This window comes from Pseudomonas sp. NPDC007930 (assembly GCF_042958985.1).
Lineage (GTDB): Bacteria > Pseudomonadota > Gammaproteobacteria > Pseudomonadales > Pseudomonadaceae > Aquipseudomonas.
The window spans coordinates 1-24,418 of the sequence record NZ_JBIBKC010000027.1 but is presented as its reverse complement, the minus strand read 5'-3'; the positions used below and the strand labels follow the sequence as shown (position 1 = coordinate 24,418).

The following is a 24,418-nucleotide window of genomic DNA, read 5'->3' as shown; positions in this document are numbered from 1 at the left end:
CTCTCATGCACATTCGTCTTGCAATGACCCTGGCCGCCTGCGTGCTGGCCCACCCTGCCTACGCCGTAACCCTCGGCGCGGTGCTGCCGCTGTCGGGCTCCAGCGCCAGCATCGGTGAAGACCAACGCCGCGGCATCGAAATGGCGGTAGCCGACATCAACGCCAAGGGCGGCCTGCTCGGCGAGCCGCTGGTGGTGAAGATCGAAGACTCCGCCGACGGCGCCACCGGCGCGCTGGACGCTGCCACCAAGCTGCATAGCATCGACAACGTGCCGCTGGTGCTGGGGGAATACTCCTCGAGTATTTCCATCCCGCTGGGACAGTACCTGGTCAAGCAGGGCATGGTGCACTTGAACATCGGCTCTTCCAGCCCGGCGATCCGCCAGATCGGCGCCTCGAGCTTCAGCCTGATGGGCCTGGACGACCTCTCTGCCCAGTTCGCCGCCAAGGACGTGCTGGGGCTGGGCTACCGCAAGGTGGCGTTCATCGCCCCCAACGGCGCCTACGGCCAGGGCATCGAGCAGCAGTTCAAGAAGTTCATCGAGGCCGGCGGCGGCAGCGTGGTCACCGAGGTGCTGTACACCCCGGGCCAGCCGAGCTACCGCCGCGAGCTGCAGCAGATGCAGCGCAGCCAGCCGGATGTGTACGTGTACAGCGCCTACGGCCAGGAAGCGGCGGTGATCAACCGTGAATCGTTTGAGCTGGGCATCAGCAAAACACCCTGGTACGGCATCTACCTGTCGATGTGCACCGCCGACACCGCGCCGCAGATCGCCAACGGCCAGATCGGCATGGAAGTCGCCAGCCTGGGCAGTGCCGGCAAGGCCTTCGCCGACGCCTACCAACAGCGCTACGGCTTCGCGATGAAGTCGTCCTACAGCAGCTACGCCTACGACGGCGTGATGCTCGCCGCGGCGGCCATCAACCGGGCGCAATCGGCGGCCCCGGCCAAGCTCACCGCCGCCCTGGACGCCCTCGGCGCGACCTTCAGCGGCGCCACCGGCGCGCTGGCGCTGGATGCCGACCGCCAGCGCACCGAGCAGCCCTACGACAAGCTGGCCTACCAGGATGGCAGCCTGCGCGCCCGTTAACGCCCCGCGGGGCATCCATTGAAAAAGGTAGGCTTGCCATGTGGCAGTTCATCTTCGATACGCTTAGCCGCACCAGCGACCTGGCGTTGATCGCGCTCGGCCTGAGCCTGGTCTACGGGCTGGCGAAATTCCCCAATATCGCCCACGTGCAGTACGCCATGCTCGGCGCTTGCCTGAGCGTTCACCTGCAGCGGGGCGGCGCGCCGCTGGCCGCCGCCGTGCTGATCGCCAGCCTGGCGATCGGGGTGCTGGCAGTGCTGCTGAACCTGCTGGTGTTCCGCCGCCTGCAGCGCCAGGGGCCGGCGATCGCGATGATCGGCTCGCTGGCCCTGGCGATGATCCTGGTGGCCACCGTGCTTGCCGCGCAGGGCGCCAGCCCGCTGGGCTACAGCCTGGCGCTGCGCAGCCCCTGGGTGCTTGGCGGCGTGTGGGTAGCGCCCAACCAGGCGCTGGCGATGGGGGTCACGCTGCTGGTGCTGGTGGCCTGTGGCTGGGGCCTGCTCGCCACCCGCCAGGGCCGGGCGATGCGCGCGCTCGCCTGCAATGCGCCACTGGCTGCGGCGGCTGGCCTGGACGCCGAGCGGCTGATGCACGCGGTGCATTTTCTCGGCGCGGCGCTGGCTGGGCTGGGCGGCGCGCTGCTGGCGCTGACCAGCGGCGCCTACATGGGCCTGGGCAACGACCTGCTACTGCCGATTTTTGCCGCGGCGATCCTCGGCGGGCTGGGCAACCCGCTGGCGGCGGTGCTCGGCGCGCTGCTGATCGCCGTGGCCGAAACCACCGTGACCAACCTCAACGTGGGCTGGCTGTATGGCCAGGCACTGGCCTTCGTGCCAGCCGGCTACATCGGCGCCGCCTCGTTCGTGATCCTTTTGCTGGCGCTGCTGTGGCGCCCCTATGGCCTGTTCGACCGGGAGGTGCGCCGTGTTTGACTTCTGCCTGCACGTGTTCACCCTGGCTTGCCTGTACGGGCTGATGGCCCTGGCCCTCAACCTGCAGGCCGGCTACGCCGGGCTGCTGAACTTCGGCCACATCGCCTTTGCCGGTGTGGGTGCCTATGCGGTGGGCATCGGCCACCTGCGCGGCTGGCCGCTGCCGCTATCGATGCTGGCCGGGGTGCTGGTGGCGATGGCCCTCGGCGCGCTGGTAGCGCGGTTGGGCCGGCAGTTGGCCAGCGACTACTGGGGCATCGCCACCCTGGCGGTGGCGGAAATCCTCCGCATCGTCGCCCTCAACCAAGGCGATTTCACCGGCGGTGCCCAGGGCATCAGCGCCCTGCCCGGCCCGCTGGACGCCCTGCCAGGTGCCGCGCAAAGCCTGGGCTACGCCGCCCTGGGGCTGGCCACGTTGCTCGCCACCGCCTGGCTCAGCGCACGCTTGGCCGGCGCCCGCTACGGCCGCGCCTTGCGCTTGCTGCGCGAGCAACCGGCGTTGGCTTGTTGCCTGGGCTATGACCCAGGCCGGCTCAAGCGCAGCGCGACCATGGCCAGCGCGGCAATCGCTGCCCTGGCCGGGAGCCTGCTGGCCGGTTACACCCATTTCGTCAGCCCCGACTACCTGCTGGCCGCGCAAACCTTCCTGGTGTGGAGCATGTTGATGATCGGCGGCAGTGGGCGGGTCGCCGGGGTGCTGCTGGGCACACTGCTGGTGCAGGCGGCGTACTCCTTCGTACCACTGGCGCGCGATGCGTTGGGGCTGGGCAGCGACAGCGTCGGCGCGCTGCGCCTGGGGCTGATTGGCGGGCTGCTGCTGGCGTGCCTGCTGTGGCGCAGCGCTGGGCTGCTGCCAGAACAACTGAGGAAGCTGCCATGAGCCCGTTACTGGAAGTGGCCGGCGTGGCCAAGGCGTTTGCCGGCAATGCCGTGTTGCAAGGGGTCAGCTTCACCATCGCCCCGGGAGAAATCGTCGGGGTGATCGGCCCCAATGGCTCCGGCAAGAGCACCCTGCTCAACGCCATCAGCGGCTTTGTCGCGCTTGACGCCGGCACCCTCACCTTGGGCGGCCAGCCCTTGCACGGGCTGGCGCCAGACAAAATCAACGGCCACGGCCTGGCGCGCACCTTTCAACTGCCGGCGATGCCCGAGAGGATGACCGTGTTCGAGGTGCTGCTGGCTGCCGACAACCGTCGCCATGGCTTCTGGCGCAGCCTGTTGGGCGGGCCTGCCCAGCGCGAACAAGAAGCTCGCACGCGGGCGGCGGCCGAGCAGTTACTCGACGAGTTGCTGCTGCGCGCGGTGCGCGACAACGCCGCCGCGGCCTTGAGTGGCGGGCAGAAAAAACTGCTCAGCGTGGGCTGCGCGCTGATGGGCAAACCGCGCCTGCTGATGCTCGACGAACCCACCGCCGGGGTGCACCCGAACCTGCGCAACGACATGGTCCGCACCCTCAAGGCGCTGGCCGCCCGGGGCATCGCGCTGATGATCGTCGAACACGACATGCACTTTATCGGCGAGCTGTGCCAGCGCTGCATCGTGCTCGACCGCGGGCGCATCGTCGCCGAGTGCGCCCCGGCGCAACTGGCCGAGAACCCCCAGGTGCTACAGGCTTACCTGGGCAGCGAACACCCCATTCTGGAGGCTGCACTATGATCCGTGTCAAGGCACTGAGCGCCGGTTACGTGAAAGGCATCGACGTGTTGCAAGGGGTGGCGCTGGAGGTCAACCGCGCCGAAATCGTGACCCTGCTGGGGCCCAATGGCTGCGGCAAATCGACCTTGCTCAAGTGCATCGCCGGGTACTTTTTCCCCCGCCAGGGGGTGATTGAGCTCGAGGGCGATGACGCCAGCCGCCAGCCCATGCACCTGAAGGCCCGCGGCGGCGCCTTGGGTTTCGTGCCGCAGACCGACAACGTGTTCACCGCCCTCAGCGTGCGCGAAAACCTGCTGGTGGGTGGGCAGTTCCTGCCGCCGCGGCAATGCCAGGCGCGGCTGGCCGCGCTGTGTGCGCTATACCCGGTGCTGGGGCGCAAGCTGCACCTGCGCGCGGCGGCGCTGTCCGGCGGTGAGCGGCAGATCCTCGCCCTGGCTCGGGCGCTGATGCCGGGGCCGCGCACCTTACTGCTCGACGAACCCTCGGCGGGGCTGTCACCGAAGATGCTGCATGAAGTGTTCGCCGCCATCGAACACACCCGCCAGCAGGAACAGGTGGCAATCCTGATGGTGGAGCAGAACGCCGTCGAGGCGTTGCGCATCAGCGACCGCGCCTACGTGCTGGCCCAAGGCAAGGTGGCCATGAGCGGCGCCGCCGCTGAGCTGCTGCACGATGCGCGTATGCGCGAGCTGTACCTAGGGGGCCGCGCAGCATGACGGCCACTGCGCGGTACATCGGCTATGTGATCGTGATGGCGCCACTGCTCAACAGTGTCAGCGGGATCGCCATCGACCTGTTCGCCCCGAGCATGCCGGCCATCGCTCGGGCCTTCGGTGCCAGCGCCGGGCAGTTGCAGGCGAGCATCACCTACACGCTGTTGGCCTACGCCGCCGGCCAGTTGTGTTTTGGCCTGATCGCCGACGGCCGCGGGCGGCTGGCGGCGCTATACCCAGGCCTGGCGCTGTTCGTCGCGGGCAGCCTGCTGGCAATGCTCGCGCAAAGCCTCGAGGCCTTTGTGCTGGGGCGCCTGCTGCAGGGCTTTGCGGTGGGTGCGTGCCAGGTATGCGCGCGGGCGCTGCTGGTCGACACGGTCAAAGGTGAGCGCTTTGCCTCCGCGGTGGTATGGCTGAGCCTGGCCTGGGGGTTGGGGCCGGTGCTGGCGCCGTTCATTGGCGGGTTGATCGACCAAGCCCTGGGCTGGCGTTGGAATTTCGCGCTCTATGCCGCCTACAGCGGTGCGTTGCTACTGCTCAGCCTAAGGCTGAGAGAGTCGTTGCCCGCACGCAACAGCCTGGGTGAATCACTGCGCGGCTACCGCTTGATCCTCGCTGACCGGCGCTTTGTGTGCGCCAGCCTGGCGCTGGGTAGCAGCCTGTCGTTGTTTCTGGTGTGGAGCGTGATCGGCCCATTCGTCATCGAGCAACGCCACGGCCCCGCCCCAGCCTTGTTCGGCGCCACTGCACTGGCAGCCGGCACCGCGTACCTGGCCGGTACGTTACTTAACCGGGTGTTGCTGGCGCGGGTGCCTGCCCACCGGCGGGTGATCGCCGGGTTGGCCTTGACCGCGCTGGGCACCCTGGCCATGGCGGCGCGGCCCGCCGGCCTGCACGTGCCATGGCTGTTGGCCGGCGTACTGGTGGTCAATTTCGGGCAAGGCTTGTTGTTTGCCAACGTCGTGGCCATCACCCTGCGCCTGCACCCCACCCGCGCGGGCACCACCGCCAGCCTGCTGGGCTGCGCAATGATGCTCTGCGCCGGCATCGCCAGCCATTGCGCCAGCCTGCTACCGCTCAACGCCAACCTGGTGATCGCCGCGCTGTTTGCCGTGCTGGCAGTGCTGCAAGCCATTGGCGTTGGCTTTGTACTGCGAACTTCCACCGTACCCGAGGTGAACACCCATGCCCACCAAGCCATCGCTCGACGCCCGTAGCCTGGACCACCGCGTATTGGAGGCCCTGCGCCTGCGCGCGGTGGCCGCCATCGAACAAGGTTGCAGCGTGGCCCAGGTGGCCACCGCCATGGGCCTGAACCGCCGCACGGTGTTTCGCTGGGTGGCCGACTACCGCCGGGGCGGCGCGGCGGCGCTGCTGGCCAAACCGATCCCGGGGCGGCCACGGCGGCTGCCGGGCACTGCCCCTGATCAGGGCATCGGGCCCTAGCACGCACTGTGAACGCCCTTTTCAAACTGCCCATCGCCGCGCGATGGGTTTTTTTTGGCCTGGGGTCGGTGCTGGCACTTGGCCCACCATGCCACTTCGCGAGTGACATTCAATCCGCAATAGGCGGCCCACTTAAAACACTCTTGCCGCTTTGTTAACGCTTAATAAATTTCGGCTTCAGTGTTCCAGTGGCATTACTTTATTTCTATAAAAAAAATAGAAGCCTGGCACATATCTAGCAACTTTCCCGTTGTGAAAATACCTCCAAAAACCCTATCGCAGAGCCATCAAAACCAGGAAAGGAGAACCTCATGCCCGCTACCTCTCCGCGCTATACCGGTGCTTATTCCGTGGCGCCGACCATCTTCGACAGCCACGGTGAACTTGACCTTGAAGGGCAAAAGCGATGCATTGATTTCATCATCGATGCCGGCGCCGACGGCCTGTGCATACTGGCGAACTATTCGGAGCAGTTTTCACTGACCGACCACGAACGCCTGGTATTGACCGAGACCATCCTCGACCATGTGGCCGGGCGGGTACCCGTGGTGGTGACCACCACCCACTTCAGCCCACGGATTTGCGCCGCGCGCAATCAGCAGGCACAGCAACTGGGCGCGGCGATGGTGATGATCATGCCACCCTACCACGGCGCCACCATCCGGGTGGCCGAGCCTGGGCTACGTGATTGGTTCGCCGCGGTGGCCGGCAACCTCGACATTCCGATCATGTACCAGGACGCACCCATGAGCGGTACGCAGGTGTCGGCGCAGTTCCTGGCCACGCTTGCCCATGAGGTCCCGGCCGTGTGCTATTTCAAGATCGAGGTCGCGCAATCGGCGAACAAGATCCGCGAGTTGATCCGCCTGGGTGGCGACGCCATCGAGGGCCCGTGGGATGGTGAAGAGGCCATTACCCTGTTCGCCGACTTGGAAGCCGGTGCCACCGGCGGCATCCTCGGCGGGGGTTACCCTGATGGCTTGCAGCCGATCCTCAAGGCATACGCCCAAGGCGACCGAGAAGCAGCCAAGCAGCAGTACAATCGTTGGCTACCGCTGATCAACTTCGAAAACCGCCAGGCTGGGCTGCTGGCGGCCAAGGCGCTGTTCAAGGCCGGCGGGATCATTCGCTGTGACGCGCCGCGCGCGCCCCTGCCTGCACTCAACGAGAGTACCCGGCAACAGTTGGTCGAGTTGGCCCGTGACCTCGACGCAATGGTACTGCGCTGGGCCTGACGCCCTACCCGACCGCCCCGGCCTGATGCCGGGGCATGCCCGCCAAACCGGCTGAGGGCCGCCTCCATGACACTACAGACTCCAAGCCTGGCTTCGGTGGTCGGCATCGTTTCGCGCCGGCTGCTACCCCTGTTACTCGTGATGTACATCGTTGCTTTTCTGGACCGCGCCAACGTCAGCTTCGCCAAACAGGCTTGGCAGGCCGACACCGGCATCAGCGATGCCGCGTTTGCCTTCGGCGCCGGCGTGTTCTTTCTGGGCTACGCGTTGCTGGAAATCCCCAGCAACCTGCTGCTGCATCGCTTCGGCGCGCGCCGATGGCTGTGCCGGATCATGGTCACCTGGGGGGTCGCCTCGGCGGCGATGGCCTGGGCGACCACACCGCAGGTGTTCTATGCGCTGCGGTTTGCGCTAGGGGTCGCTGAGGCGGGATTTTTCCCCGGGATCATCCTGTACCTGACCTACTGGTTCCCCGAACACTACCGGGCTCGCGCCATGGGCGTGTTTTACTTCGGCGCGCCGCTGGCGTTTATCCTTGGCAGCCCGCTGTCGGGCGCGTTGCTCGAGCTGGACGGGCTGGCCCACTGGCAAGGCTGGCAGTGGATGTTCCTGATCGAGGGCTTGCTCGCGATCGGCGTGGGGTTGCTGGCCCTGGCCTGGCTCGACGACCGCCCGCAGGCCGCGCGCTGGCTTAGCGCGCCGGCGAAGGCGGTACTGGCCGGGGCCCTGGCGCGTGACACCCCCCAGCATAGCCACACCAGCAACAGCCTACTGCGGTTGCTGATGCACCCGCGGCTGGTGTTCCTCTGCCTGCTGTACGGGTTGATCCAGGCCAGCGTATACGGCGTGGTGTTCTACATGCCGGCGCAGATCGCCCAGGCCATGGGCAGCCAGATGGGCTGGAAGGTCGGCATGGTGGCGGCGCTGCCCTGGCTAGGCGCCATGCTCTGCACCTGGGCGGTATGCCGCCTGGCGGATCGCAGCGGCCAGTATCACCACCTTGCCGCGCTGTGCCTGGCCGTGGCGGCGCTGGGTATGTTCGCCGCCAGCCAGGCGCTGCCTGCCGCGGCCACCGTGGCAGCATTGGGTGTGGCCGCCGCCGGTTTCATTGCGGTGCAGCCGCTGTTCTGGACGTTTCCGGCGCGCCTGCTGGGTGGCCGGGCGGCCGCTGCCGGTATCGCCCTGGTCAACTCAGTGGGCGCGCTGGGCGGCTTCCTGGCACCCAACATTCGCCAATGGGCCGACAGCCATTTCAGCACTGCACACGCCGGTTTGCTGATGCTGGCCGGCATGACGTTAAGCGCCGCGTTGCTGGCCGGCCTGCTCAAGCGTGTGTCCCACCGCCCCTCCTCCGCCACCGCCAGCGGCCTGCTGGCGCGCCATTGATAACCCCTCGTTCAAGGAGCCATACCGATGCCTACTCCCACGATCAAACACGTGCGTGCCTATGTACTGCGGGGCGGCGGCGCCGACTACCATGACCAGGCCGACGGCCACTGGATCGACGATCACATCGCAACACCCATGGCCCGTTATCCAGCGTACCGGCAGAGCCGCCGCAGCTTCGGGATCAACGTGCTCGGTACCTTGGTGGTTGAGGTAGAAGACAGCGAAGGCCATGTGGGCTTCGCCGTGACCACCGGCGGCGAGCCGGCCGCCTACATTGTCGAAAAACACCTGGCACGCTTTATTGAAGGGGCGAAGGTCACCGACATCGAGCGGATGTGGGACCAGATGTATTTCTCCACCCAGTACTACGGCCGCAAGGGGTTGGTGATCAACACCCTCTCCGGGGTCGACCTCGCGCTCTGGGACCTGCTCGGTCACGTACGCCAGGAGCCGGTGCACCAGTTGCTCGGCGGCGCGGTACGCGAAGAACTTCAATTCTACGCCACCGGCGCGCGGCCGGACCTGGCGCAGAAAATGGGTTTTATCGGCGGCAAACTGCCGCTGCACCACGGCCCGGCCGAAGGCGAAGAAGGCCTGCGCAAGAACCTCGAAGCGCTGGCGGTGATGCGCGAAAGGGTCGGGCCGGACTTCTGGCTGATGCTCGACTGCTGGATGAGCCTGGACGTGAACTACGCCACCCGGCTGGCCACCGCGGCCCATGAATATGGACTGAAGTGGATCGAAGAGGCTATTTCGCCCGACGATTACTGGGGCTACGCGGCGCTGCGCCAGAACGTACCCAAGGGCATGCTGGTGAGCACTGGCGAACACGAAGCGACCCGCTGGGGCTTCCGCCTGCTACTGGAAATGGGCTGCTGCGACATCCTTCAGCCCGACGTGGGCTGGTGCGGTGGGCTGACTGAGCTGGTCAAGATTTCCGCCCTGGCCGATGCCCATGGGGCCTTGGTCATCCCCCATGGGTCCTCGGTGTACAGCTACCATTTTGTCGCCACGCGGCATAACAGCCCATTTGCCGAGTTCCTGATGATGGCACCCAAGGCAAATGAAGTGGTGCCGATGTTTCACCCACAACTGCTGGGCGAACCGGTACCGGTCAATGGCCGGATGAGGGTGGGGCTGCTGGATAAACCCGGCTTTGGCGTGAGCCTGAACCCTGAGTGTGCGTTGCATCGGCCGTATGAGCACTAGGCGCGCAGGCTTCATCGGTGGATCTATCTGTGAGCTCTGCTGATTTTGTGCAGGTGCTTCAAGGCCCTTCGCCCGGCACAGCCGGCCTCCCACCAGATTTGTGTAAGTACTTGATTTACTGGGCAACACAGAACCCGTGGGAGGCCGTGGTCCGGCACTCCGGCTGTGCCGGGCGAAAGGCCGTTAAACCCAGCACACCTCACAGCCCACCCGCCGGGCCAGCGCGGGCAACACCTGGGCCAGGTAATCCGCCGCCTCAGTGCCAAACGGCCCCACCACCCTCAACCGCCGCGGCTGGCCCATCAGCGCCGCGGCTACGGCGCAGGCCAGGCGCTCGGCCGCGGTCAATGATTCAACGGGGTGTAACGGGTCGCCTCTAAATCCTGCCCAGCCCAAGCGCTCATACGCCTGGCTGATCGCCGTGAACGGGTCCAGCCCGACGGCCAGCCCGGCGGCGGCCACCTGTTCCAGCGCATGCTCATGCGGGCTGGGCCCTGGCGTGGCGCACAGGTGCACCTCGCCCAGGCCCTTAGGCCCGGGTTGGCGGGCCATCAACCACGTCGGTTGCCAAGACATCGCCCACCTCCCCGGTTGCGCTTTAGAAGATGTTGATCGGGTACTCGGTGGTGAAGGCCACCTCGTTGATGTCGCCACCCCGGTCGCTGCTGCGGTACATCGCGTTGCGCAGGCGGAAGCTCAAGTCTTTCGCCTTGCCCGTCGGCACCACGTACTTCACCTCCACGTCGCGTTCCCAGGCTTTGCCGTCGTCGCGGGTGCCGACGGTAAAGTCCGTGCCCTTGATGTAGCGGATCATAAAGGTCAGGCCGGGGATGTCGTAGTTCTTGAAGTCGACCAGGTAACGCGCCTGCCAGGATTTCTCGCCTTCGTAGTTGAAGTCGGAATACTGGATCGAGTTAGCCAGGTAAATCGTGCTGTTACCTTCCACGCCATAGGTGTAACCGCCAGTGCCATGAACTTCCTGGCGGGCCACGGCGAAGGTATGGGCGCCGACGGTATAGGCCGCGGCCAAACTCCAGATGCGGTTATCGACCACGCCACCGCGCGCCTGGCCCTGGCTCTCGGTCTTATAAATATTGAAGTCAAACTTTACCGCCTGGGTAGCGGCCAGGGGCAGGTTCCACGACAACCCGCCGTAGTTCTTCGTCCAGTAGTCTTCTACATCAGAGCGGTACAGCCCGAGCAGAATATTCGGGGTAAAGCTGTAGATGCCGCCAACAAAGTCGATATCGGTCAGCCGGGCGCTGTCGTGGTTGCTTTCGTTGCGCTGCTTCATCGCCGTGAAGTGGCCCAGGTGCAACTTCAGCTTGGGGATCTCGTTGCTGGTGACCAGCACGCCCTGGTAGGTCTCCGGCAGCAAACGGCTGTCTGAGCCGGCCATCACCGGTACGTTGACCGTTTGCGTACCCACCTTCACCGTGGTGTTCGACACGCGCATCTTCACCGCCACGCCCAGCGACGAGTAACTGGCCTTGGCGCCGCTGCCGTCCTGCTCGAGCAGGCGGGTGCCGCCGCCGGTGCGGCCGTCGCCGGTGTCCAGGCGCAGGCCGGTCAGGCTGATCGCGTCCAGGCCAAAGCCGACCATGCCGGTGGTGAAGCCAGACTGGAAGAACCCTTGAAAACCCTGCGCCCATTCTTCCCCGTAACTTTGCGTGGCGCCACGCTGGCGCTGGTCACGGTTGTAATACACGTTGCGGGCCTTGACCACCAAACTGGAACCTTCAACGAACCCCTTGGCGTCGGATTGCTCAGACGCCGTTGCCGTGGCCATATAGCCAGAGCACCCCAACACCGCTGCCACGCCGAAATAACTGACTTTCATGTTGCCGCTCCGAAACAAGAGTCGATTTTATAGCCGCCAGCGGGCGACGCATTTATAAGTGGGCAGCCATGTTGCGAAATTTGAAAACTTGCTGTTTGAGTTATGGAGTTACAACACCGTGGGCGCGCACGCCGCCGCCCCTGGGGTTAAACAGCCCCAGGGAAGTTCGCCATTAAATGAACCTGCGCGGCGGCCGCGCCGCTGAAACTTAGCCCGTGACTTGCCGGGACATCGCGCTGGCCTTGGCGCCGGCGGCGTCCAGCCCAGCCGCCACGGCCTGGCTGAAGTTCTGCGCGAGCATGCTGTTGAGCGCCGCGGCGGTGGTGCCTTTGTAGTCGATCATCTCTTGCACCACCGCGGCCGGGTCACTGCCGGGGGCGGCGAGCAACTGGCTGGCGGCAACCACCACGCCCAACGCCGCGCGGCGGGCGAAGTCGGCCGGCAGGCCCTGGGCGATGGCATGGGTTTCCATGGCCTGCGCGAGCAGCGCCGGGAATGCCGCGCCAGAGCCGGTCATGCCCACGCAGTAATCGATGAAGCCTTCTTCCGGCACCTCGGCGGCCTCGCCGCACACGGCGAACAACGCCTGCACCAGCGCTTTGTTCTGCGCCGTGACCGGCGCGGTGGCGTACCAGGGGGTGAACGACTGGCCCAGGGCGGCGGCGGCGTTAGGGATGGCGCGCACCACTTCGCTGGCGCCGGTGCGGGCGGCGATGTACTCAGCCGGCACGCCCGCCATCACCGAGATCACCAGCTTGCCGCGGGCGTCGATGTTCACCTCGGCGAACTGGTCGGGGCGCACCGACAGCACGATCACCTCGGCCTGCTCGACCAGGTGCTGGTTGTACTGGGTCACCTCGACGCCCGCCAGCGCCGGGGCCAGGGGTTTGTTCGAGCGGCCCGAGAGGGTCAGCTGCGCGGGCTTGATCAGCCCGGCGGCCAGCGCCGCCTGGGCGATCGCGCCGCCCAGCCAGCCGTTGCCGCCGATAATGCCAACGCGTTGTTCAATGTGCATGGTTCAGGTCCTCGGTATTCGATGAAGTGGCAAGGCCGCTGAGGCCTTTGAGAAATTTCCGGCAGCGCTCGGTCTGCGGCGCGCCGAGCACCTGCTCCGAAGGGCCGTGCTCAACGATCTGCCCGGCCTCCATGAACAGCGTGCGGTGCGACACCCGGCGGGCGAATTCCATTTCGTGGGTGGCGATCAGGGTAGTCATGCCCGAGGCACTGACATCGCGGATCACGTTCAGCACTTCCTGCACGGTTTCTGGGTCCAGCGCGGAGGTGGGCTCGTCGAACAGCATCACCTTCGGCTCCATCGCCAGCGCCCGGGCGATTGCCACCCGCTGCTGCTGGCCACCGGAGAGCTGGCGTGGAAAGTGCCCGGCCTTGTCGGCCAGGCCCACCCGCGCCAGCAGCTCGAGGCCGCGTTGGCGGGCGCTGGCCTCGTCGCGGCCACGCACCAGGCGCAAGCCGGCGGTGACGTTGTCGAGGGCCGACATGTGCGGGAACAGGTTGAAGCTCTGGAACACCATGCCGATGTCTTCCCGCTGGCGTGCCAGGGTGGTTTCGCCCAGGCGTTTCAGGCCTTGGCCGGTGGCGCGGTAGCCAATTTCGCTGGCATCCACGCGGATGCTCCCGGCGGTGATGGTTTCGAGCACGTTGATGCAGCGCAGCAAGGTGCTCTTGCCCGAGCCACTGGGGCCGATCAGGGCGATGGCTTCGCCCTTGGCGACCGCCAGCGACACGCCCTTGAGCGCGGTGAAGCTGCCGTAGTGCTTGACCAGGTCCGTGACCTGCAAAAAAGACTCATGCATGGGAAGCCACCTTTGCCGGGGCAGCGGCCGCCTCAGTGGCATCGGCCTTGCCCGCCTCGGCGAACCATTTGGAGTTGCGGCGTTCCAGGCGGTTCTGCAACCCCGTCCAGATCACCATGAGCGCCAGGTAATACAAAGTGGCGACCGCCAGCCCTTCGAGCACCCGGAAGTTGGTCTGGGTCAGGCTGTCGGTGGCCCGGAACAGCTCGGTCATGGAAATGATCGACACCAGCGAGGTGTTTTTCAGTTGCCGCACGAACTCGTTGCCCAGCGGCGGGATGGCGATGCGAAACGCCTGGGGAAAGATGATCGCGCGCATGATGGTCGCCGGGCGCATGCCAATCGCCCGCGCCGCCTCCCATTGCGCGCCCGGCACCGCCGACAGCGACGAACGGACGATCTCCGCCACGTAGGGGCTTTCCGAGAGCATCAAACCGATGATGGCCGCTTCCATGACCGACAAGCGCACGCCCATCTGTGGCAACGCGCTGTACAGAAACACCAACTGCACCAGCAGCGGCGTGGCGCGGAAAAACGCCACGTAGCCCTGGTAGAACGCCCGCGCGGCGACGTTTTCGATGCGCCCGACCAGCGCCACCGCGGTACCCAGCGCAATCGCCAGGACCAGCGTCGAGAAGGTCAACCAGACCGTGGTCCAGAGCCCCTGGAGGATCGCCGGGTGCACCAGGTTATGGAAAAATACCGACCAGTCCCAAACCGACATCGCCGTTCTCCTTAGCGGTGGGCAGCGTACGGCTGCACGCCGAGGTTGCTCAGCAGTTGCGCAAAGCGTTCTTTCAGCGCTGCCGGCGACGGCTTCATCGGCTCACGCGGCGCGCCCACGTCCAGCCCGCGGGCGGCGCAGCCAGCCTTGGCCAGCGGCACGTAGCCGTTGAGCAGCATGAAGTCGAGGATCGGCCACAGCTTGGCCCAGACCGCCAGCGCCTGCGGGTAGTCACGCTGCACCTTGATGGCGTTGTACAGCTCGACGCACAGCTCTGGCACGCAAGCCGAGGCGCCGATGATCGAGCCTGGCGCGCCGTGCAGCAGCGCCGCCAGCAGCGCCGGGTCGGAGCCGGCCAGCACGGTTGGCGCTTCCGGGTTGGAGAGCAAGCGCATGGTGCGGGCGAAGCTTTGCGGGCTGTCTTTGATGTGCGACACCAGGCCTTCGCGCTTGAGGGTGACCATCTCCTGCTCGCTGATGTTCAGGCGGGTGATGCCGGGGGTGTCGTAGTAGATGATCGCGCCGCCGGCGATCTCGACCACCTGGCCGAGGAAGCGGCGTACGTCGTCGAAGCCCAGGCTGTCGAAGTACGGGGTCAGCACCAGCATCTGGTCTACGCCCACTTCGCGGGCATGGCGGGCCAGCTCGAGGGTGTCGCGCACGTTGTTGCTGCCCACGTGGGCGATCACGTCGGTTTTGCCGGCGGCCGCTTCGATCGCCACTTCGAACATCGTGCGCCGCTCAGCCAGGCTCAGCGCCGGGTGCTCGCCGGTGGAACCGCTGACCACCACCCCATGGATACCGGCCCGCACCTGGGTGCCGATCAGTTCAGCGTAGCGGCCGTTGTCGACCGCGGTGCCGCCCTGGTTGAAGGGGGTGACGATCGCGCTGAGGATGCCTTTGAGTTCTTTTTTCACACCAACCACCTTTGTTTCACGTTGAATGAAGTACTGCGCCAGGGCGCGTGTCAGTTGCCCGCGGCGATGCCCGCGTTTTCGATGCCCCACTGCTTGAGAATGGCGGCGTATTCACCGCTGGCCTGCAGCTTGGCCAGCGCTTGCTTGATTTCCCCCACCCGCGCGGTGTCGCCGGCGGGCACACCGATGCCGAGGGTCATCGGGTTGATCCCGGTGGCGACCTTCTTCAGGTTGTCGTTGCGCTGCAGGTAGTAGGAAATCAACGAGTCAGTGGCGATAAAGGCCTCGACGCTGCCGTTTTCCATGGCGCGGATGGCCACCGGCTGGGTGTCGAACGACTGGATCGCGATGGCCGGCTTGCCGGCGGCCTCACAGGTGCTGCTGGCCCCTTGCAGCACCTTCAGCGAGCCGGAGCCTTGCAGCACGCTCACCGAATGCCCGCAGAGGTCGTCGATGCCCTTGATCGCCGAACTCTTTTGCGTCACCACCGCCTGGCTGGCGCGCAGGTACGGCACCATCGAAATCACCTGCTCACGCTCGGGGGTGATGTACATCGCCGCGCACACCACATCGAAGCGCCCGGCCTGCAGCGCCGGCACCAGGCCTTTGTAGTCGAGGTTGGTGAAGCTGGCCTGGTAGCCCATCTGCTGGGCGATTGCCCCGCACATGGCCACGTCGATGCCGGTCGGCGCTTGCTGGGCGTCGTAGAAGCCCCAGGGCATTTGCGTCAGCGAGGTGCCCACGCGCAGCTCGGTGGCGGCGCTGGCCGCGCTGATCGATGCCGCCAAACCCAGCACCACGCCCATTGCCTTCAACGCTGTTGCCTTCAGTTTCATGGTTGCCCCCTTGGGTCGCCGGCGGCGTTGGGTACTGCCCCATCGCCAATGAAACCGAGATTAATCCGATCCGGGGCAAAGTCAATGCCTATACGAAACTATTTCCACTATACGAAATCTCATGTCGCTTTCGGAAACGCGCGGCGCCGGGTAGGATGGCGATACAGCCCCGCCCACGCGCCGCCGCGGCCCCTTGATAGAGCGACACAAAACGATATGAATCAGAACGTTAATGAAAAAAAGGCGGTTGCTTCAGGCAGTGAAACCGACATCGCCAAGAAGATTGCCGAGCTGCGCCGTGAGCGCCAATGGACCCTCAAAGACGCCGCCCAGGCCACCGGCGTGGCCTCCTCGACGCTGTCGAAGGTCGAGCGCAACGAGCTGTCGCCGACGATTTCCACCTTGCAGAAGATCGCCAGCGGCTTTGGCCTGGACGTGGTGCAGCTGCTCTCCAACGCCGAGCCCACCCCGACCCTGGCCGGCCGGCGCAGCATCACCCGCGCCCACCAGGGCAGCCGCTATGCGAACAACAGCTGCAGCAACGAGGTGCTTTGCCACGACCTCAAGCAAAAGCGCATGACCCCGCTCTACACCACCATCGGCGCGCGCTCGCTCGACGACTACTCGTCGTGGCCCAAGACCGACGCGGAGATCTTCCTCTACGTGGTCAAGGGCACACTGGTGGTCAACAGCCGCCTGTACGAGCCGATCGAGCTGCACGAGGGCGACTCGATGTACTACGACGCCAGCACCGAGCACCTGTGGACCAGCAAGGGCGAGCACGATGCTGAAATCCTCTGGGTGATCAGCGGCTAGGGCTCAGGGCCTATCGCCCGGCACAGCTGTAATGCTGTTCACGTAAGCAATCAGAGCGCTAAATCGAGGGTAAAAAGCCCTGACCTCTCCCGAGGTTTTACCAAGCGCATGACCGGACTGGCCCTTCGCCCGGCACAGCCGGCCTCCCACCAGATTTGTGTAAGTGATTGATTTACTGGGCAATACAGAACCCGTGGGAGGCCGGCTGTGCCGGGCGATAGGCCCTGAAGCTCATGTACAAAATCAGCAGAGCTCACAGATTGATCCCCTCCATGAAGCCGTGAGATGGCTTAAGTGAACAGCATTACGGCACAGCCGGGCGAAGGGCCCTTCAACCCACCCACGGCGGCAGCACCCTCCCCGGGTTCATGCGCTGGCCGGGGTCGAGCAAGGCCTTGATGCCGTGCATCAGTTCCAGCTCCAGCGCCGGCTTGTAGGTGCCCATCTCGGCCACGTGCAGGGCGCCCACGCCATGCTCGGCGCTGAAGGTCCCGCCGAGGCTGGCGGCCAGGTCGTAGATCGCCTTGTACACCGCCTTGCGCGTGGCAGCCTGGTCGCCGATCGCTGCCCACACGGTTTTTTCGAACATCACGTTGTAGTGCAGGTTGCCGTCGCCCACGTGCCCCACCAGCGCCACCTCGGCCTGGGGAAACTGCCGCGCCACCAGCGCTCCGGCGGCCTGGATGAACCCCGGGATCGCCGCCAGCGGGATCGCCACATCGTGAGACATGCCCATGCCGTATTGCTTATGGGCTTCGGTCACCGTGTGCCGCAGCTTCCAGATCGCCTCGCGCTGGGCCTCGCTGGCGCCGATCAGCACGTCGCTGAGGTAGCCTTGCTCAATGGCCTCGCCGAGCACCCCTTGCAGGGTGTCGGTGATGTCCCCTTCCCTGCCGTGGGCGATGTCGAGCAGCAGGTACCAGCCTTCACCGGCGGCGTACGGCACGTTGAGGTCGGGGTAGATCGCCTTGACGATGCCCACTTCGCTGGCGCTGATCAGCTCCATGGCAATGATCGCCGTGTCGAAGGCGCGCCGCAGCGGCCCGGTCAGGGCGCTGAGGTGGGCGATGTCGTCGAAGCTCACCAGCACCGTGGTCAGGCGCTCCAGCGCCGGGAACAGCTTGAGCGCGACCTGGGTGATCACCCCGAGGGTGCCCTCGGCGCCAATGAACAAATGCTTGAGGTCGTAACCGGTGTTGTTCTTGCGCAAGGTGCGCAAGCCGTTCCAGACACGCCCGTCGGGCAGCACCGCCTCGAGGCCCAGCACCAGGTCGCGGGTGTTGCCGTAGCGCAGCACCGCGGTACCGCCAGCGTTGGTCGAAACGTTACCGCCAATCTGGCAACTGCCCTCGGCGCCCAGGCTGAGCGGGAACAACAACCCTTCGGCGGCGGCGGCCTGCTGGATGTCGGCCAAGATGCAGCCGGCCTCGGCCACCAGCGAGTAGTCCACCGGGTCGACCCCGTGGATGCGGTTCATCCGGCCCAGCCCGAGCACAATCGACTGCCCGCTGCCATCCGGCACCGCGCCCAGGCAGGTGCTAGTGTTGCCACCTTGGGGGAATACCGCCACCTGGTGCCGGTGGCACAAGCCCAGCACCGCCGAGACCTCCTCGGTGCTGGCCGGCAGCGCCACGCACAGCGCCTGGCCGCGGGCGCGGCCCCAAAAGTCTTCGAGGTAGCCCTCGGCATCGCTGCCGGCCCTGACGCCCTTGGCGCCCAGCCGCGCGCGGATTTCACTCACCAGCGGGTGTTCATCAACCATTGCCTTCCCCTTGCCCCTATGCCCTGGCAGGGCCGTGGCCCCGCCGTTTCAACCCGCCTCAGGCCAACGACGCTTCCAGCGCCAGCACCTCGGGGAGCATTGCCGCCAGCGCCGTGAGCGTCTGGCTACTGGCCGGCTGCAGCGGCAGCAGCGGCTCGCCGGCCGGGCGGCCGATGATCCGCAGCGCGGCCTTGAGCGGCACCGGGTTGTGTTCGCTGAACAGCAACTTGAGGAACGGCCGGATCCGCGCGTGCAGCGCCAGCGCCTCGGCCATCTGCTGGCCCTGCACCAGCGCGGTGATGCGGTTCCACACCCGCGGGATGATGCACGACGACGCCACCAGCCCGCCGCGGGCACCGGCGGCGATGTGCAGCGGGTACACGTCTTCGTCACCGGAGAGGATCGAAATCCGCTCGCCAGCGGCCTCGATCACCCGCAGTTGCAGGCCGGTGTCGGCGTTACAGGCCTTCATCGCCACGATGCGCGTGGTTTCGCCGAGGGTTTGCACGGTTTCGGCGGTCAGCGCCACGCCGGTGCGGTACGGGAACTCGTACAGCACCAGGTCCGTGTCGAGGCGGTCAGACAAACACTTGAAGTAATCGATGATCCCGGCTTGGGTCGGCCGCACGTAGTACGGGGTGGTCACCAGCAGGCCGTCGGCGCCAGCCTCGAGCAACTGCTTGCCAGCGCCCAGCGCCTCGCCCAGGCCCGGGGCGATCAGCCCGGCGATGGTCGGCACCTGGCCCGCCGCGGCCTGCGCCGTGGCTTGGACCATCTCGACCTTTTGCCGCAAGCTCAACGACACGTATTCGCCCGTGCCGCCCACCGGCGCCAGCGCGGTGCTGCCGTTGGCGATCAGGTAGCGCGCCAGTTCCTGGGCCGAGGCCACGTCTACGCTGTCGCCGAGCAGCGGTGTGGGGGTGGCGGTGACGATACCGGCGAGGGAATTCAAAGGCATGATCAGGCTCTCGAAATGACGGAGGAATAGCCCACCGCGTCAGGCGCGGCGAGGTGGCGCGGGGTGGCGGGCGGCTCGGCGCCCAGCACGATGAAATCTTCCGGGGCCCAGCACAGGTCGATGGCTTCCCCCGGCTGCGGCCGGTTCTGGCTGGGCAAGGAGGTGGTTTTGAGCTTCAGCGCGCTGCCGTCGGGCAGGTTTACCGTCAGCGTGGTCAGGCTGCCGATGAACGCCACCCCGGCCACCGTACCGCGGGCCATCGCCCCGCCCTGGCCAGGGGCGACGATGCGCACCCGTTCCGGGCGCAGCAGCAGTTCATAGGCCTGCCCGGGCACCAGCGCCGGGTGGCCGGCCACGCTGTACACCTGGCCGTTTTTCAGGCGCACCTCGGTAGCGCTCAGGGCGCTGCCGGCGAGCAGGTTCGACTCGCCGATAAAGCGCGCCGCAAAGGCATTGACCGGGCGGAAGTACAGGTCGTCCGGGGTGCCCAACTGAACGATGCCGCCTTCGTTCATCAGGCAGATGCGGTCAGACATATTCAGCGCTTCTTCCTGGTCGTGGGTCACGTAGATGAACGTGGTGCCGATCTCCCGGTGCAGGGTTTTGATTTCGTCCTGCATCTGCTCGCGCATGTTTTTGTCCAGCGCGCCCAGGGGTTCGTCCATAAGGATGATCGACGGCGAATAAACGATGCAGCGGGCGATCCCCACCCGTTGCTGCTGGCCCCCGGAAAGCTGCTTGGGCTTGCGCTGCTCGAAGCCGGCCAGGCCCACGCGCTTGAGCGCGTCCATCACCCGGGTGTGGATCTGCGCCTTGGCCACGCCGCGCACGCGCAGCGGGTAGGCCACGTTGTCGAACGCCGACAGGTGCGGCATCAAGGCGTAGTTCTGGAACACCATGCCGATTTCCCGGTCACGCGGCGGCGCGCTGGTGATGTCTTTGCCCTTGAGCAGGATCTTCCCGCTGCTGCTGGAATAGGCGCCGGATATCAGGTTGAGCAAGGTGCTCTTGCCCGAACCGGATGGCCCCAGCAAGGTGAGGAATTCGCCCTGCTCGATGGCCAGGCTGGTGGGCTTGAGGGCAACGAACTGGTTGAACGTTTTGCCGATGCTCTGCAGTTCGATCATGGGGGTGGCTGTCATGCGCAGTTCCTTTGGGTACACACGCCTGGGGCGTATCAGGTCGAAGGCAGGTCTTTTTTCTGCAGGGCGACGTTCACCAGGCACACCACCAGCGAGATCACCGTGAGCACCGTGGACACCGCGGCGATCACCGGGGAAATTTCCCACTGGATGGCGCTGAACATCTTCACCGGCAAGGTGGTGGTGGTCGGCCCGGCGAGAAACCAGGAAATCACCACTTCGTCGAAGGAGATCAAAAAGGCGAACAGCGCCGCCGCCGAGATCGACGGGTACAGTTGCGGCAGCACCACGGTGCGCAGCATCCGCAAGCGCCCGGCGCCCATCAGCATCGCGCCGAACTCCAGGTTGGTGTCGAGCTTCTGCATGCCGGCGGTGATGATCACCAGCGCATAGGGCAGCACGAACATGGTGTGGGCGATGACCAGCCCGAGCACCGTGCCGGTCAGCCGCAGGTACGAGAAGTACAGGTAGATACCAAGGGCAAACACCACCGAAGGCACCACCAGCGGGCTCATGATCAAACCGTGCAGCAGGTTGCGGCCAATGAAGTGAAAGCGCACCAGCGCGTAGCTGGCCGGGATCGCGATGGCCGTGGCCAGGGCGGTGGTGATCAGCGCCACGCGCAGGCTCAGCCACAGCGGCTGGGTCCAGGCGCTGGAGGAAAACAGCAGCTGGAACAGCTCGAGCGAGTATTCGCTGGGCGGGAATTTCAGCTCGTAGCGCGAGCCGAACGACACCGGGATCACGATCAGGCTCGGCGCCAGCAGGAACACGTACACCAGGCTGGCCAGCAGCGTGCCGCTGAGCTGCCCAAAGCGCTTGCGCCCATCCTTGATCGGTTGCTGTTGTGTGGCCATTACGCTACCCCCAGCTGTTGTTGTTTGCGCCGGCGCAGCACCATTGCCGGCACCGCGAACACGCCAATCAGTACGAACAGCATCACCCCCACCGCCGAGGCCACGCCCCAGTCGAGCACTTCACGGGTGTAGAAGTCGACCAGGTTGGCGAGCATCAAGTCCTGCTTGCCGCCCAGCAGCGCCGGCACGATGAAGAACCCCAGCGACACCACCGCGGCGCTGAGCACCGCGGCGGCGACGCCGGGGGCGCTCAATGGCAAGGTCACGGTGAAGAAGATCCGCGCCGGCCGCGCGCCCATGATCTCGGCGGCGCGGTACAGCGCCGGGTCGATCGCCAGCAGGCTGGCGAGGATCGGGAACACCACCAAAGGGGTGAGGTAGTTGGTCATGCCGATCAGCACGCCGGCCCGGTTGAAGATCAACGGCAACTCGATGTGCGTGCCCAGCAGCCAGCTGAGGGCGCCGTTGATCAGGCCCTCGCGGCCGAGGATGATGGTAAAGGCATAGCTTTTGACCAGGATGCTGGTCCAGAACGGCAGCAGCACCAGCACCATCAGCATCGCCCGCCGCCGCGGCGGCTGGCGCACCAGGTGCAGGGCCACCAGGTAGCCCAGCACCAGGCTGATCAAACTGGCCAGCACCGCCACCTGCACGGTGGTGACCAGCGCCCGGCGAAACAGCGCGCTGCTGCCCACCGAATGGAAGGCCTCGGCGCTGGTGCCGCCGGCGGTACTGGTGTGGAGGATGAACAGTAAGGGCACCAATGCCACCAGCATCGCCAAAATGGCCGCCGGGGCAATGAAGGGCCAGGGCCCGCTCGTTGCGCGCATATTCACGGTGACGTCCTCGAAGCAGAAACAGAAAACCCTGCCAGTGGCCGGGCTCAGGCCAGCAACCATTCCTTGAAGCGGCGTTCCAGCGGTTCGAGGTTCTTCGCCCACCAACCGTCGTTGATGTAGGCGTTGTTCGGCGCGTCGAGCTTGGGCAGCCACTGCAGCGATTCCGGCTTGAGCAGCGGGTAAGCCTTGCGGCTGATCGGCGCGCCGCCCTTGGCCTCCATGCACGAGGCCTGGTATTCAGGGCGCATGGCGAATTGCAGGAATTTGAACGCGTTGTCTTTATTGGGGGCGTTTTTCAGCACCGCCAGGTATTCCACGCCGTTAAGGTTCTGCTCGAACGAAAAGCCCAGCTTCACGCCTTGGTCACGGTTGCTCGCCTGGATGCGGTTGGCGTAGGTAAAGCTGAAGTCTGCCTCGCCGGTTTGCAGCAGGGTCACCGTTTGCGGGGTGGCCTCGACCCATTTCGACACGTGCGGTTTGATCCGCTCGAGCACCTTGAACGCGCGGTCTACGTCCAGCGGGTAGAGGTCGGCCGGGGCCACGCCGTCGCCGAGCAGGGCGATCTCGAGGATTTCCATCGCCCGTGGGCGCAGGGTGCGCCGGCCTGGGAACGCCACCGGGTCGAAGAAGTCCTTGAAGGTGTTCGGGTGCTTGCCATCGGGGGTGCGCGCCGGGTCGTAGGCCACGCCGCCGGCGAAGGTGAAGAACGGCACCAGTTGTTTTTGCACCGGCAGCAGCAGGTCGCTTTCATCGAACAGGCCTTGCGGGAGGTCTTCCCAGTAGCCATTGGCGGCACCCGCCGCGCCCATCGAGCCGGGGGCGTCGAACACGTCCCACTGCACGTTGCCGGTCATGGCCTGGGCCTTGACCTTGGCGATGTCGGGGGTGTCGAGGATGGTCACGTTGATGCCGGTTTCTTTCATGAACGGCTTGACCAGGCCGTCTTCCATGCCCTGGCGGTAATTGCCGCCCCAGGTCACCAATACCAGTTCCTTGCTGGGCGCCGTGGCGGCCTTGACGTAGGGCGCTACCAGGGCGCCGGCTGCCGTAGCGCCGGCCAGGGCCAGCAAATGGCGCCGGCTGATCGGTAAATCGTTCATCGCGTACCCCTGCTGTTTGTTATCGGATGACATCGAGGCAGTGACCGCGCCCGCCGCGTTCCAGGCGGGCCTTACGCTTGCAAAAGAAGATGGCTTGCTTTGTTATGGTGGCCACTCGCGCCCCTGGAACGGAAGGTCCATTCTCTGTTGGGGCCGCCACGGGGCCTGGGTCAGAGGTTAATCTCTTTTCGAATGGTGTCAACGAGTATCGGGGAATATTTTCACTATACGAAATTTTGAGTCTTTTAGGAAAAGCGCCTATGCTTGCGCCTACGCCAGCAACCATCGCTTTTGCCCCTAGAGAAGGACCGCCCCTTGATGCCACCGTCGCCTACCCACCTCGACGCGAGCCCCGTGCAGGAGGCCAGCGACGGCGCGCCGGCACTGGACCGCACCCTCGCCAACCTGCGCCGCCAGCGCGGCTGGACCCTCAAGGGCGCCAGTGAAGCCACCGGGGTTTCGGCCTCGACCCTGTCGAAGATCGAACGGCGCGAACTGTCGCCGACCATCTCCACCCTGCAAAAGCTTGCCAGCGGCTTTGGCCTGGACGTGATCCAGCTGCTCACCGACCGCGAAGAGCCCCCGCGGCTGGTAGGCCGGCGCAGCATCACCCGGGCCCGCCAGGCCAGCGTGCACCAGTCTAAAACCTGCCTTAACGAGGTGATGTGCCACGACCTCAAGCACAAGCGCATGACCCCGCTGCGCAGCGTGATCAGCGCGCGCTCGGTAGACGACTACGCGGTGTGGCCAAAAAGCGACGCGGAGATTTTCCTCTTCGTGCTCAAGGGCACCCTGGTGGTGAACAGCCGCCTGTACCAGCCGATGCACTTGAATGAGGGCGACGCGATGTACTACGACGCCAGCACCGAACACCTGTGGACCACCGCCGGGCCGGAAGACGCCGAGGTGCTGTGGATCATCAACAACGCCCACTGAGCGAAGGGCCCTTCGCCCGGCACAGCCGGAGTGCCGGACCACGGCCTCTCACCAGATTTGTGATTTCTTGTAAATCAATCAGTTACACAAGCCCGGTGGGAGGCCGGCTGTGCCGTAATGCTGTTCACTTAAGCCATTTCACGGCTTTACGGAAGAGATCAATCTGTGAGCTCTGCTGACTTTGTGCATGAGCTTCAGGGCCCATC

General features: G+C 65.6%; 25 protein-coding genes. 12 read left to right on the top strand and 13 right to left on the bottom strand.

Annotation, left to right across the window (positions count from 1 at the left end):
* Positions 1–5: 5 nt before the first annotated feature.
* The 10 genes from ACFZCE_RS26115 to rhmD all read left to right on the top strand — a co-directional run bounded on the left by ACFZCE_RS26115 (position 6) and on the right by rhmD (position 9,671).
* Complete coding sequence (locus ACFZCE_RS26115) at positions 6–1,091, top strand: ABC transporter substrate-binding protein (protein WP_390943446.1); 1,086 nt, start codon at positions 6–8, stop codon at positions 1,089–1,091.
* A gap of 38 nt (positions 1,092–1,129) precedes the next feature.
* On the top strand, positions 1,130–2,023 hold the full coding sequence (locus ACFZCE_RS26110; protein WP_390943445.1) for a branched-chain amino acid ABC transporter permease: 894 nt from the start codon (positions 1,130–1,132) through the stop codon (positions 2,021–2,023).
* A complete protein-coding gene (locus tag ACFZCE_RS26105; protein WP_390943444.1) occupies positions 2,016–2,903 on the top strand; it encodes a branched-chain amino acid ABC transporter permease in 888 nt (295 codons plus the stop codon). The genes ACFZCE_RS26110 and ACFZCE_RS26105 overlap by 8 nt, the downstream gene beginning before the upstream one ends.
* Entirely contained in the window at positions 2,900–3,679 is a 780-nt protein-coding gene (locus ACFZCE_RS26100) for an ATP-binding cassette domain-containing protein (protein WP_390943443.1), read from the top strand. Before ACFZCE_RS26105 ends, ACFZCE_RS26100 begins: the two co-directional genes overlap by 4 nt.
* Entirely contained in the window at positions 3,676–4,395 is a 720-nt protein-coding gene (locus ACFZCE_RS26095) for an ATP-binding cassette domain-containing protein (protein WP_390943442.1), read from the top strand. The genes ACFZCE_RS26100 and ACFZCE_RS26095 overlap by 4 nt, the downstream gene beginning before the upstream one ends.
* Positions 4,392–5,609, top strand: a complete 1,218-nt coding sequence (locus tag ACFZCE_RS26090; RefSeq protein ID WP_390943441.1) for an MFS transporter — start codon at positions 4,392–4,394, stop codon at positions 5,607–5,609. Before ACFZCE_RS26095 ends, ACFZCE_RS26090 begins: the two co-directional genes overlap by 4 nt.
* Complete coding sequence (locus ACFZCE_RS26085) at positions 5,578–5,838, top strand: helix-turn-helix domain-containing protein (protein ID WP_390943440.1); 261 nt, start codon at positions 5,578–5,580, stop codon at positions 5,836–5,838. The genes ACFZCE_RS26090 and ACFZCE_RS26085 overlap by 32 nt, the downstream gene beginning before the upstream one ends.
* A 311-nt stretch (positions 5,839–6,149) precedes the next feature.
* On the top strand, positions 6,150–7,073 hold the full coding sequence (locus ACFZCE_RS26080; RefSeq protein WP_390943439.1) for a dihydrodipicolinate synthase family protein: 924 nt from the start codon (positions 6,150–6,152) through the stop codon (positions 7,071–7,073).
* Between the two features lie 66 nt (positions 7,074–7,139).
* Positions 7,140–8,459, top strand: a complete 1,320-nt coding sequence (locus tag ACFZCE_RS26075) for an MFS transporter (RefSeq protein WP_390943438.1) — start codon at positions 7,140–7,142, stop codon at positions 8,457–8,459.
* A gap of 27 nt (positions 8,460–8,486) precedes the next feature.
* Entirely contained in the window at positions 8,487–9,671 is a 1,185-nt protein-coding gene (rhmD, locus tag ACFZCE_RS26070) for an L-rhamnonate dehydratase (RefSeq protein WP_390943437.1), read from the top strand.
* Positions 9,672–9,854: 183 nt separating this feature from the next.
* On the opposite strand, the gene ACFZCE_RS26065 is transcribed toward rhmD, so the two are convergent.
* The 7 genes from ACFZCE_RS26065 to ACFZCE_RS26035 form a co-directional block, all read right to left on the bottom strand.
* Positions 9,855–10,247 carry a hypothetical protein gene (locus ACFZCE_RS26065; RefSeq protein ID WP_390943436.1) on the bottom strand — a complete coding sequence of 131 codons (393 nt, stop codon included), beginning with the start codon at positions 10,245–10,247 and terminating at the stop codon, positions 9,855–9,857.
* 22 nt (positions 10,248–10,269) lie between these two features.
* Entirely contained in the window at positions 10,270–11,511 is a 1,242-nt protein-coding gene (locus ACFZCE_RS26060) for an OprD family outer membrane porin (protein ID WP_390943435.1), read from the bottom strand.
* A gap of 208 nt (positions 11,512–11,719) precedes the next feature.
* Complete coding sequence (locus tag ACFZCE_RS26055; RefSeq protein WP_390943434.1) at positions 11,720–12,526, bottom strand: pyrroline-5-carboxylate reductase dimerization domain-containing protein; 807 nt, start codon at positions 12,524–12,526, stop codon at positions 11,720–11,722.
* Complete coding sequence (locus ACFZCE_RS26050) at positions 12,516–13,325, bottom strand: ATP-binding cassette domain-containing protein (RefSeq protein ID WP_390943433.1); 810 nt, start codon at positions 13,323–13,325, stop codon at positions 12,516–12,518. Before ACFZCE_RS26050 ends, ACFZCE_RS26055 begins: the two co-directional genes overlap by 11 nt.
* Positions 13,318–14,049: an ABC transporter permease subunit gene (locus ACFZCE_RS26045; RefSeq protein ID WP_390943432.1), complete on the bottom strand. Its 732-nt coding sequence runs from the start codon at positions 14,047–14,049 to the stop codon at positions 13,318–13,320. Before ACFZCE_RS26045 ends, ACFZCE_RS26050 begins: the two co-directional genes overlap by 8 nt.
* 11 nt (positions 14,050–14,060) lie before the next feature.
* Positions 14,061–14,966, bottom strand: a complete 906-nt coding sequence (locus ACFZCE_RS26040; RefSeq protein ID WP_390943431.1) for a dihydrodipicolinate synthase family protein — start codon at positions 14,964–14,966, stop codon at positions 14,061–14,063.
* A 50-nt stretch (positions 14,967–15,016) separates the two neighbouring features.
* A complete protein-coding gene (locus ACFZCE_RS26035; protein WP_390943430.1) occupies positions 15,017–15,802 on the bottom strand; it encodes a transporter substrate-binding domain-containing protein in 786 nt (261 codons plus the stop codon).
* Positions 15,803–16,018: 216 nt separating this feature from the next.
* On the opposite strand from ACFZCE_RS26035, the gene ACFZCE_RS26030 reads away from it, so the two are divergent.
* Positions 16,019–16,618: a helix-turn-helix domain-containing protein gene (locus ACFZCE_RS26030; protein ID WP_390943429.1), complete on the top strand. Its 600-nt coding sequence runs from the start codon at positions 16,019–16,021 to the stop codon at positions 16,616–16,618.
* Positions 16,619–16,949: 331 nt separating this feature from the next.
* On the opposite strand, the gene ACFZCE_RS26025 is transcribed toward ACFZCE_RS26030, so the two are convergent.
* The 6 genes from ACFZCE_RS26025 to ACFZCE_RS26000 all read right to left on the bottom strand — a co-directional run bounded on the left by ACFZCE_RS26025 (position 16,950) and on the right by ACFZCE_RS26000 (position 23,276).
* On the bottom strand, positions 16,950–18,380 hold the full coding sequence (locus ACFZCE_RS26025; RefSeq protein ID WP_390943428.1) for an FAD-linked oxidase C-terminal domain-containing protein: 1,431 nt from the start codon (positions 18,378–18,380) through the stop codon (positions 16,950–16,952).
* Positions 18,381–18,438: 58 nt separating this feature from the next.
* On the bottom strand, positions 18,439–19,338 hold the full coding sequence (locus tag ACFZCE_RS26020) for a dihydrodipicolinate synthase family protein (protein WP_390943427.1): 900 nt from the start codon (positions 19,336–19,338) through the stop codon (positions 18,439–18,441).
* Between the two features lie 2 nt (positions 19,339–19,340).
* Positions 19,341–20,480 carry an ATP-binding cassette domain-containing protein gene (locus ACFZCE_RS26015; protein WP_390943426.1) on the bottom strand — a complete coding sequence of 380 codons (1,140 nt, stop codon included), beginning with the start codon at positions 20,478–20,480 and terminating at the stop codon, positions 19,341–19,343.
* A 35-nt stretch (positions 20,481–20,515) separates the two neighbouring features.
* On the bottom strand, positions 20,516–21,337 hold the full coding sequence (locus ACFZCE_RS26010; RefSeq protein WP_390943425.1) for an ABC transporter permease subunit: 822 nt from the start codon (positions 21,335–21,337) through the stop codon (positions 20,516–20,518).
* Positions 21,337–22,098: an ABC transporter permease subunit gene (locus tag ACFZCE_RS26005; RefSeq protein WP_390943424.1), complete on the bottom strand. Its 762-nt coding sequence runs from the start codon at positions 22,096–22,098 to the stop codon at positions 21,337–21,339. The genes ACFZCE_RS26010 and ACFZCE_RS26005 overlap by 1 nt, the downstream gene beginning before the upstream one ends.
* Positions 22,099–22,220: 122 nt before the next feature.
* Positions 22,221–23,276, bottom strand: a complete 1,056-nt coding sequence (locus tag ACFZCE_RS26000) for an extracellular solute-binding protein (RefSeq protein WP_390943423.1) — start codon at positions 23,274–23,276, stop codon at positions 22,221–22,223.
* Between the two features lie 318 nt (positions 23,277–23,594).
* On the opposite strand from ACFZCE_RS26000, the gene ACFZCE_RS25995 reads away from it, so the two are divergent.
* A complete protein-coding gene (locus ACFZCE_RS25995) occupies positions 23,595–24,212 on the top strand; it encodes a helix-turn-helix domain-containing protein (RefSeq protein ID WP_390943422.1) in 618 nt (205 codons plus the stop codon).
* Positions 24,213–24,418 lie beyond the last annotated feature (206 nt).

What these genes read in the sequence shown, in the direction of transcription:
- ACFZCE_RS26075 (WP_390943438.1), top strand. Translation starts at nt 7,140, where the DNA reads ATGACACTACAGACTCCAAGCCTGGCTTCGGTGGTCGGCATCGTTTCG.
- ACFZCE_RS26060 (WP_390943435.1), bottom strand. Translation starts at nt 11,511, where the DNA reads ATGAAAGTCAGTTATTTCGGCGTGGCAGCGGTGTTGGGGTGCTCTGGC.
- ACFZCE_RS26035 (WP_390943430.1), bottom strand. Translation starts at nt 15,802, where the DNA reads ATGAAACTGAAGGCAACAGCGTTGAAGGCAATGGGCGTGGTGCTGGGT.
- ACFZCE_RS26095 (WP_390943442.1), top strand. Translation starts at nt 3,676, where the DNA reads ATGATCCGTGTCAAGGCACTGAGCGCCGGTTACGTGAAAGGCATCGAC.
- ACFZCE_RS26100 (WP_390943443.1), top strand. Translation starts at nt 2,900, where the DNA reads ATGAGCCCGTTACTGGAAGTGGCCGGCGTGGCCAAGGCGTTTGCCGGC.
- ACFZCE_RS26055 (WP_390943434.1), bottom strand. Translation starts at nt 12,526, where the DNA reads ATGCACATTGAACAACGCGTTGGCATTATCGGCGGCAACGGCTGGCTG.
- ACFZCE_RS26115 (WP_390943446.1), top strand. Translation starts at nt 6, where the DNA reads ATGCACATTCGTCTTGCAATGACCCTGGCCGCCTGCGTGCTGGCCCAC.
- ACFZCE_RS25995 (WP_390943422.1), top strand. Translation starts at nt 23,595, where the DNA reads ATGCCACCGTCGCCTACCCACCTCGACGCGAGCCCCGTGCAGGAGGCC.
- ACFZCE_RS26030 (WP_390943429.1), top strand. Translation starts at nt 16,019, where the DNA reads ATGAATCAGAACGTTAATGAAAAAAAGGCGGTTGCTTCAGGCAGTGAA.
- ACFZCE_RS26085 (WP_390943440.1), top strand. Translation starts at nt 5,578, where the DNA reads ATGCCCACCAAGCCATCGCTCGACGCCCGTAGCCTGGACCACCGCGTA.
- ACFZCE_RS26090 (WP_390943441.1), top strand. Translation starts at nt 4,392, where the DNA reads ATGACGGCCACTGCGCGGTACATCGGCTATGTGATCGTGATGGCGCCA.
- ACFZCE_RS26065 (WP_390943436.1), bottom strand. Translation starts at nt 10,247, where the DNA reads ATGTCTTGGCAACCGACGTGGTTGATGGCCCGCCAACCCGGGCCTAAG.
- ACFZCE_RS26045 (WP_390943432.1), bottom strand. Translation starts at nt 14,049, where the DNA reads ATGTCGGTTTGGGACTGGTCGGTATTTTTCCATAACCTGGTGCACCCG.
- ACFZCE_RS26050 (WP_390943433.1), bottom strand. Translation starts at nt 13,325, where the DNA reads ATGCATGAGTCTTTTTTGCAGGTCACGGACCTGGTCAAGCACTACGGC.
- ACFZCE_RS26000 (WP_390943423.1), bottom strand. Translation starts at nt 23,276, where the DNA reads ATGAACGATTTACCGATCAGCCGGCGCCATTTGCTGGCCCTGGCCGGC.
- ACFZCE_RS26010 (WP_390943425.1), bottom strand. Translation starts at nt 21,337, where the DNA reads ATGGCCACACAACAGCAACCGATCAAGGATGGGCGCAAGCGCTTTGGG.
- ACFZCE_RS26015 (WP_390943426.1), bottom strand. Translation starts at nt 20,480, where the DNA reads ATGACAGCCACCCCCATGATCGAACTGCAGAGCATCGGCAAAACGTTC.
- rhmD (WP_390943437.1), top strand. Translation starts at nt 8,487, where the DNA reads ATGCCTACTCCCACGATCAAACACGTGCGTGCCTATGTACTGCGGGGC.
- ACFZCE_RS26080 (WP_390943439.1), top strand. Translation starts at nt 6,150, where the DNA reads ATGCCCGCTACCTCTCCGCGCTATACCGGTGCTTATTCCGTGGCGCCG.
- ACFZCE_RS26025 (WP_390943428.1), bottom strand. Translation starts at nt 18,380, where the DNA reads ATGGTTGATGAACACCCGCTGGTGAGTGAAATCCGCGCGCGGCTGGGC.
- ACFZCE_RS26020 (WP_390943427.1), bottom strand. Translation starts at nt 19,338, where the DNA reads ATGCCTTTGAATTCCCTCGCCGGTATCGTCACCGCCACCCCCACACCG.
- ACFZCE_RS26110 (WP_390943445.1), top strand. Translation starts at nt 1,130, where the DNA reads ATGTGGCAGTTCATCTTCGATACGCTTAGCCGCACCAGCGACCTGGCG.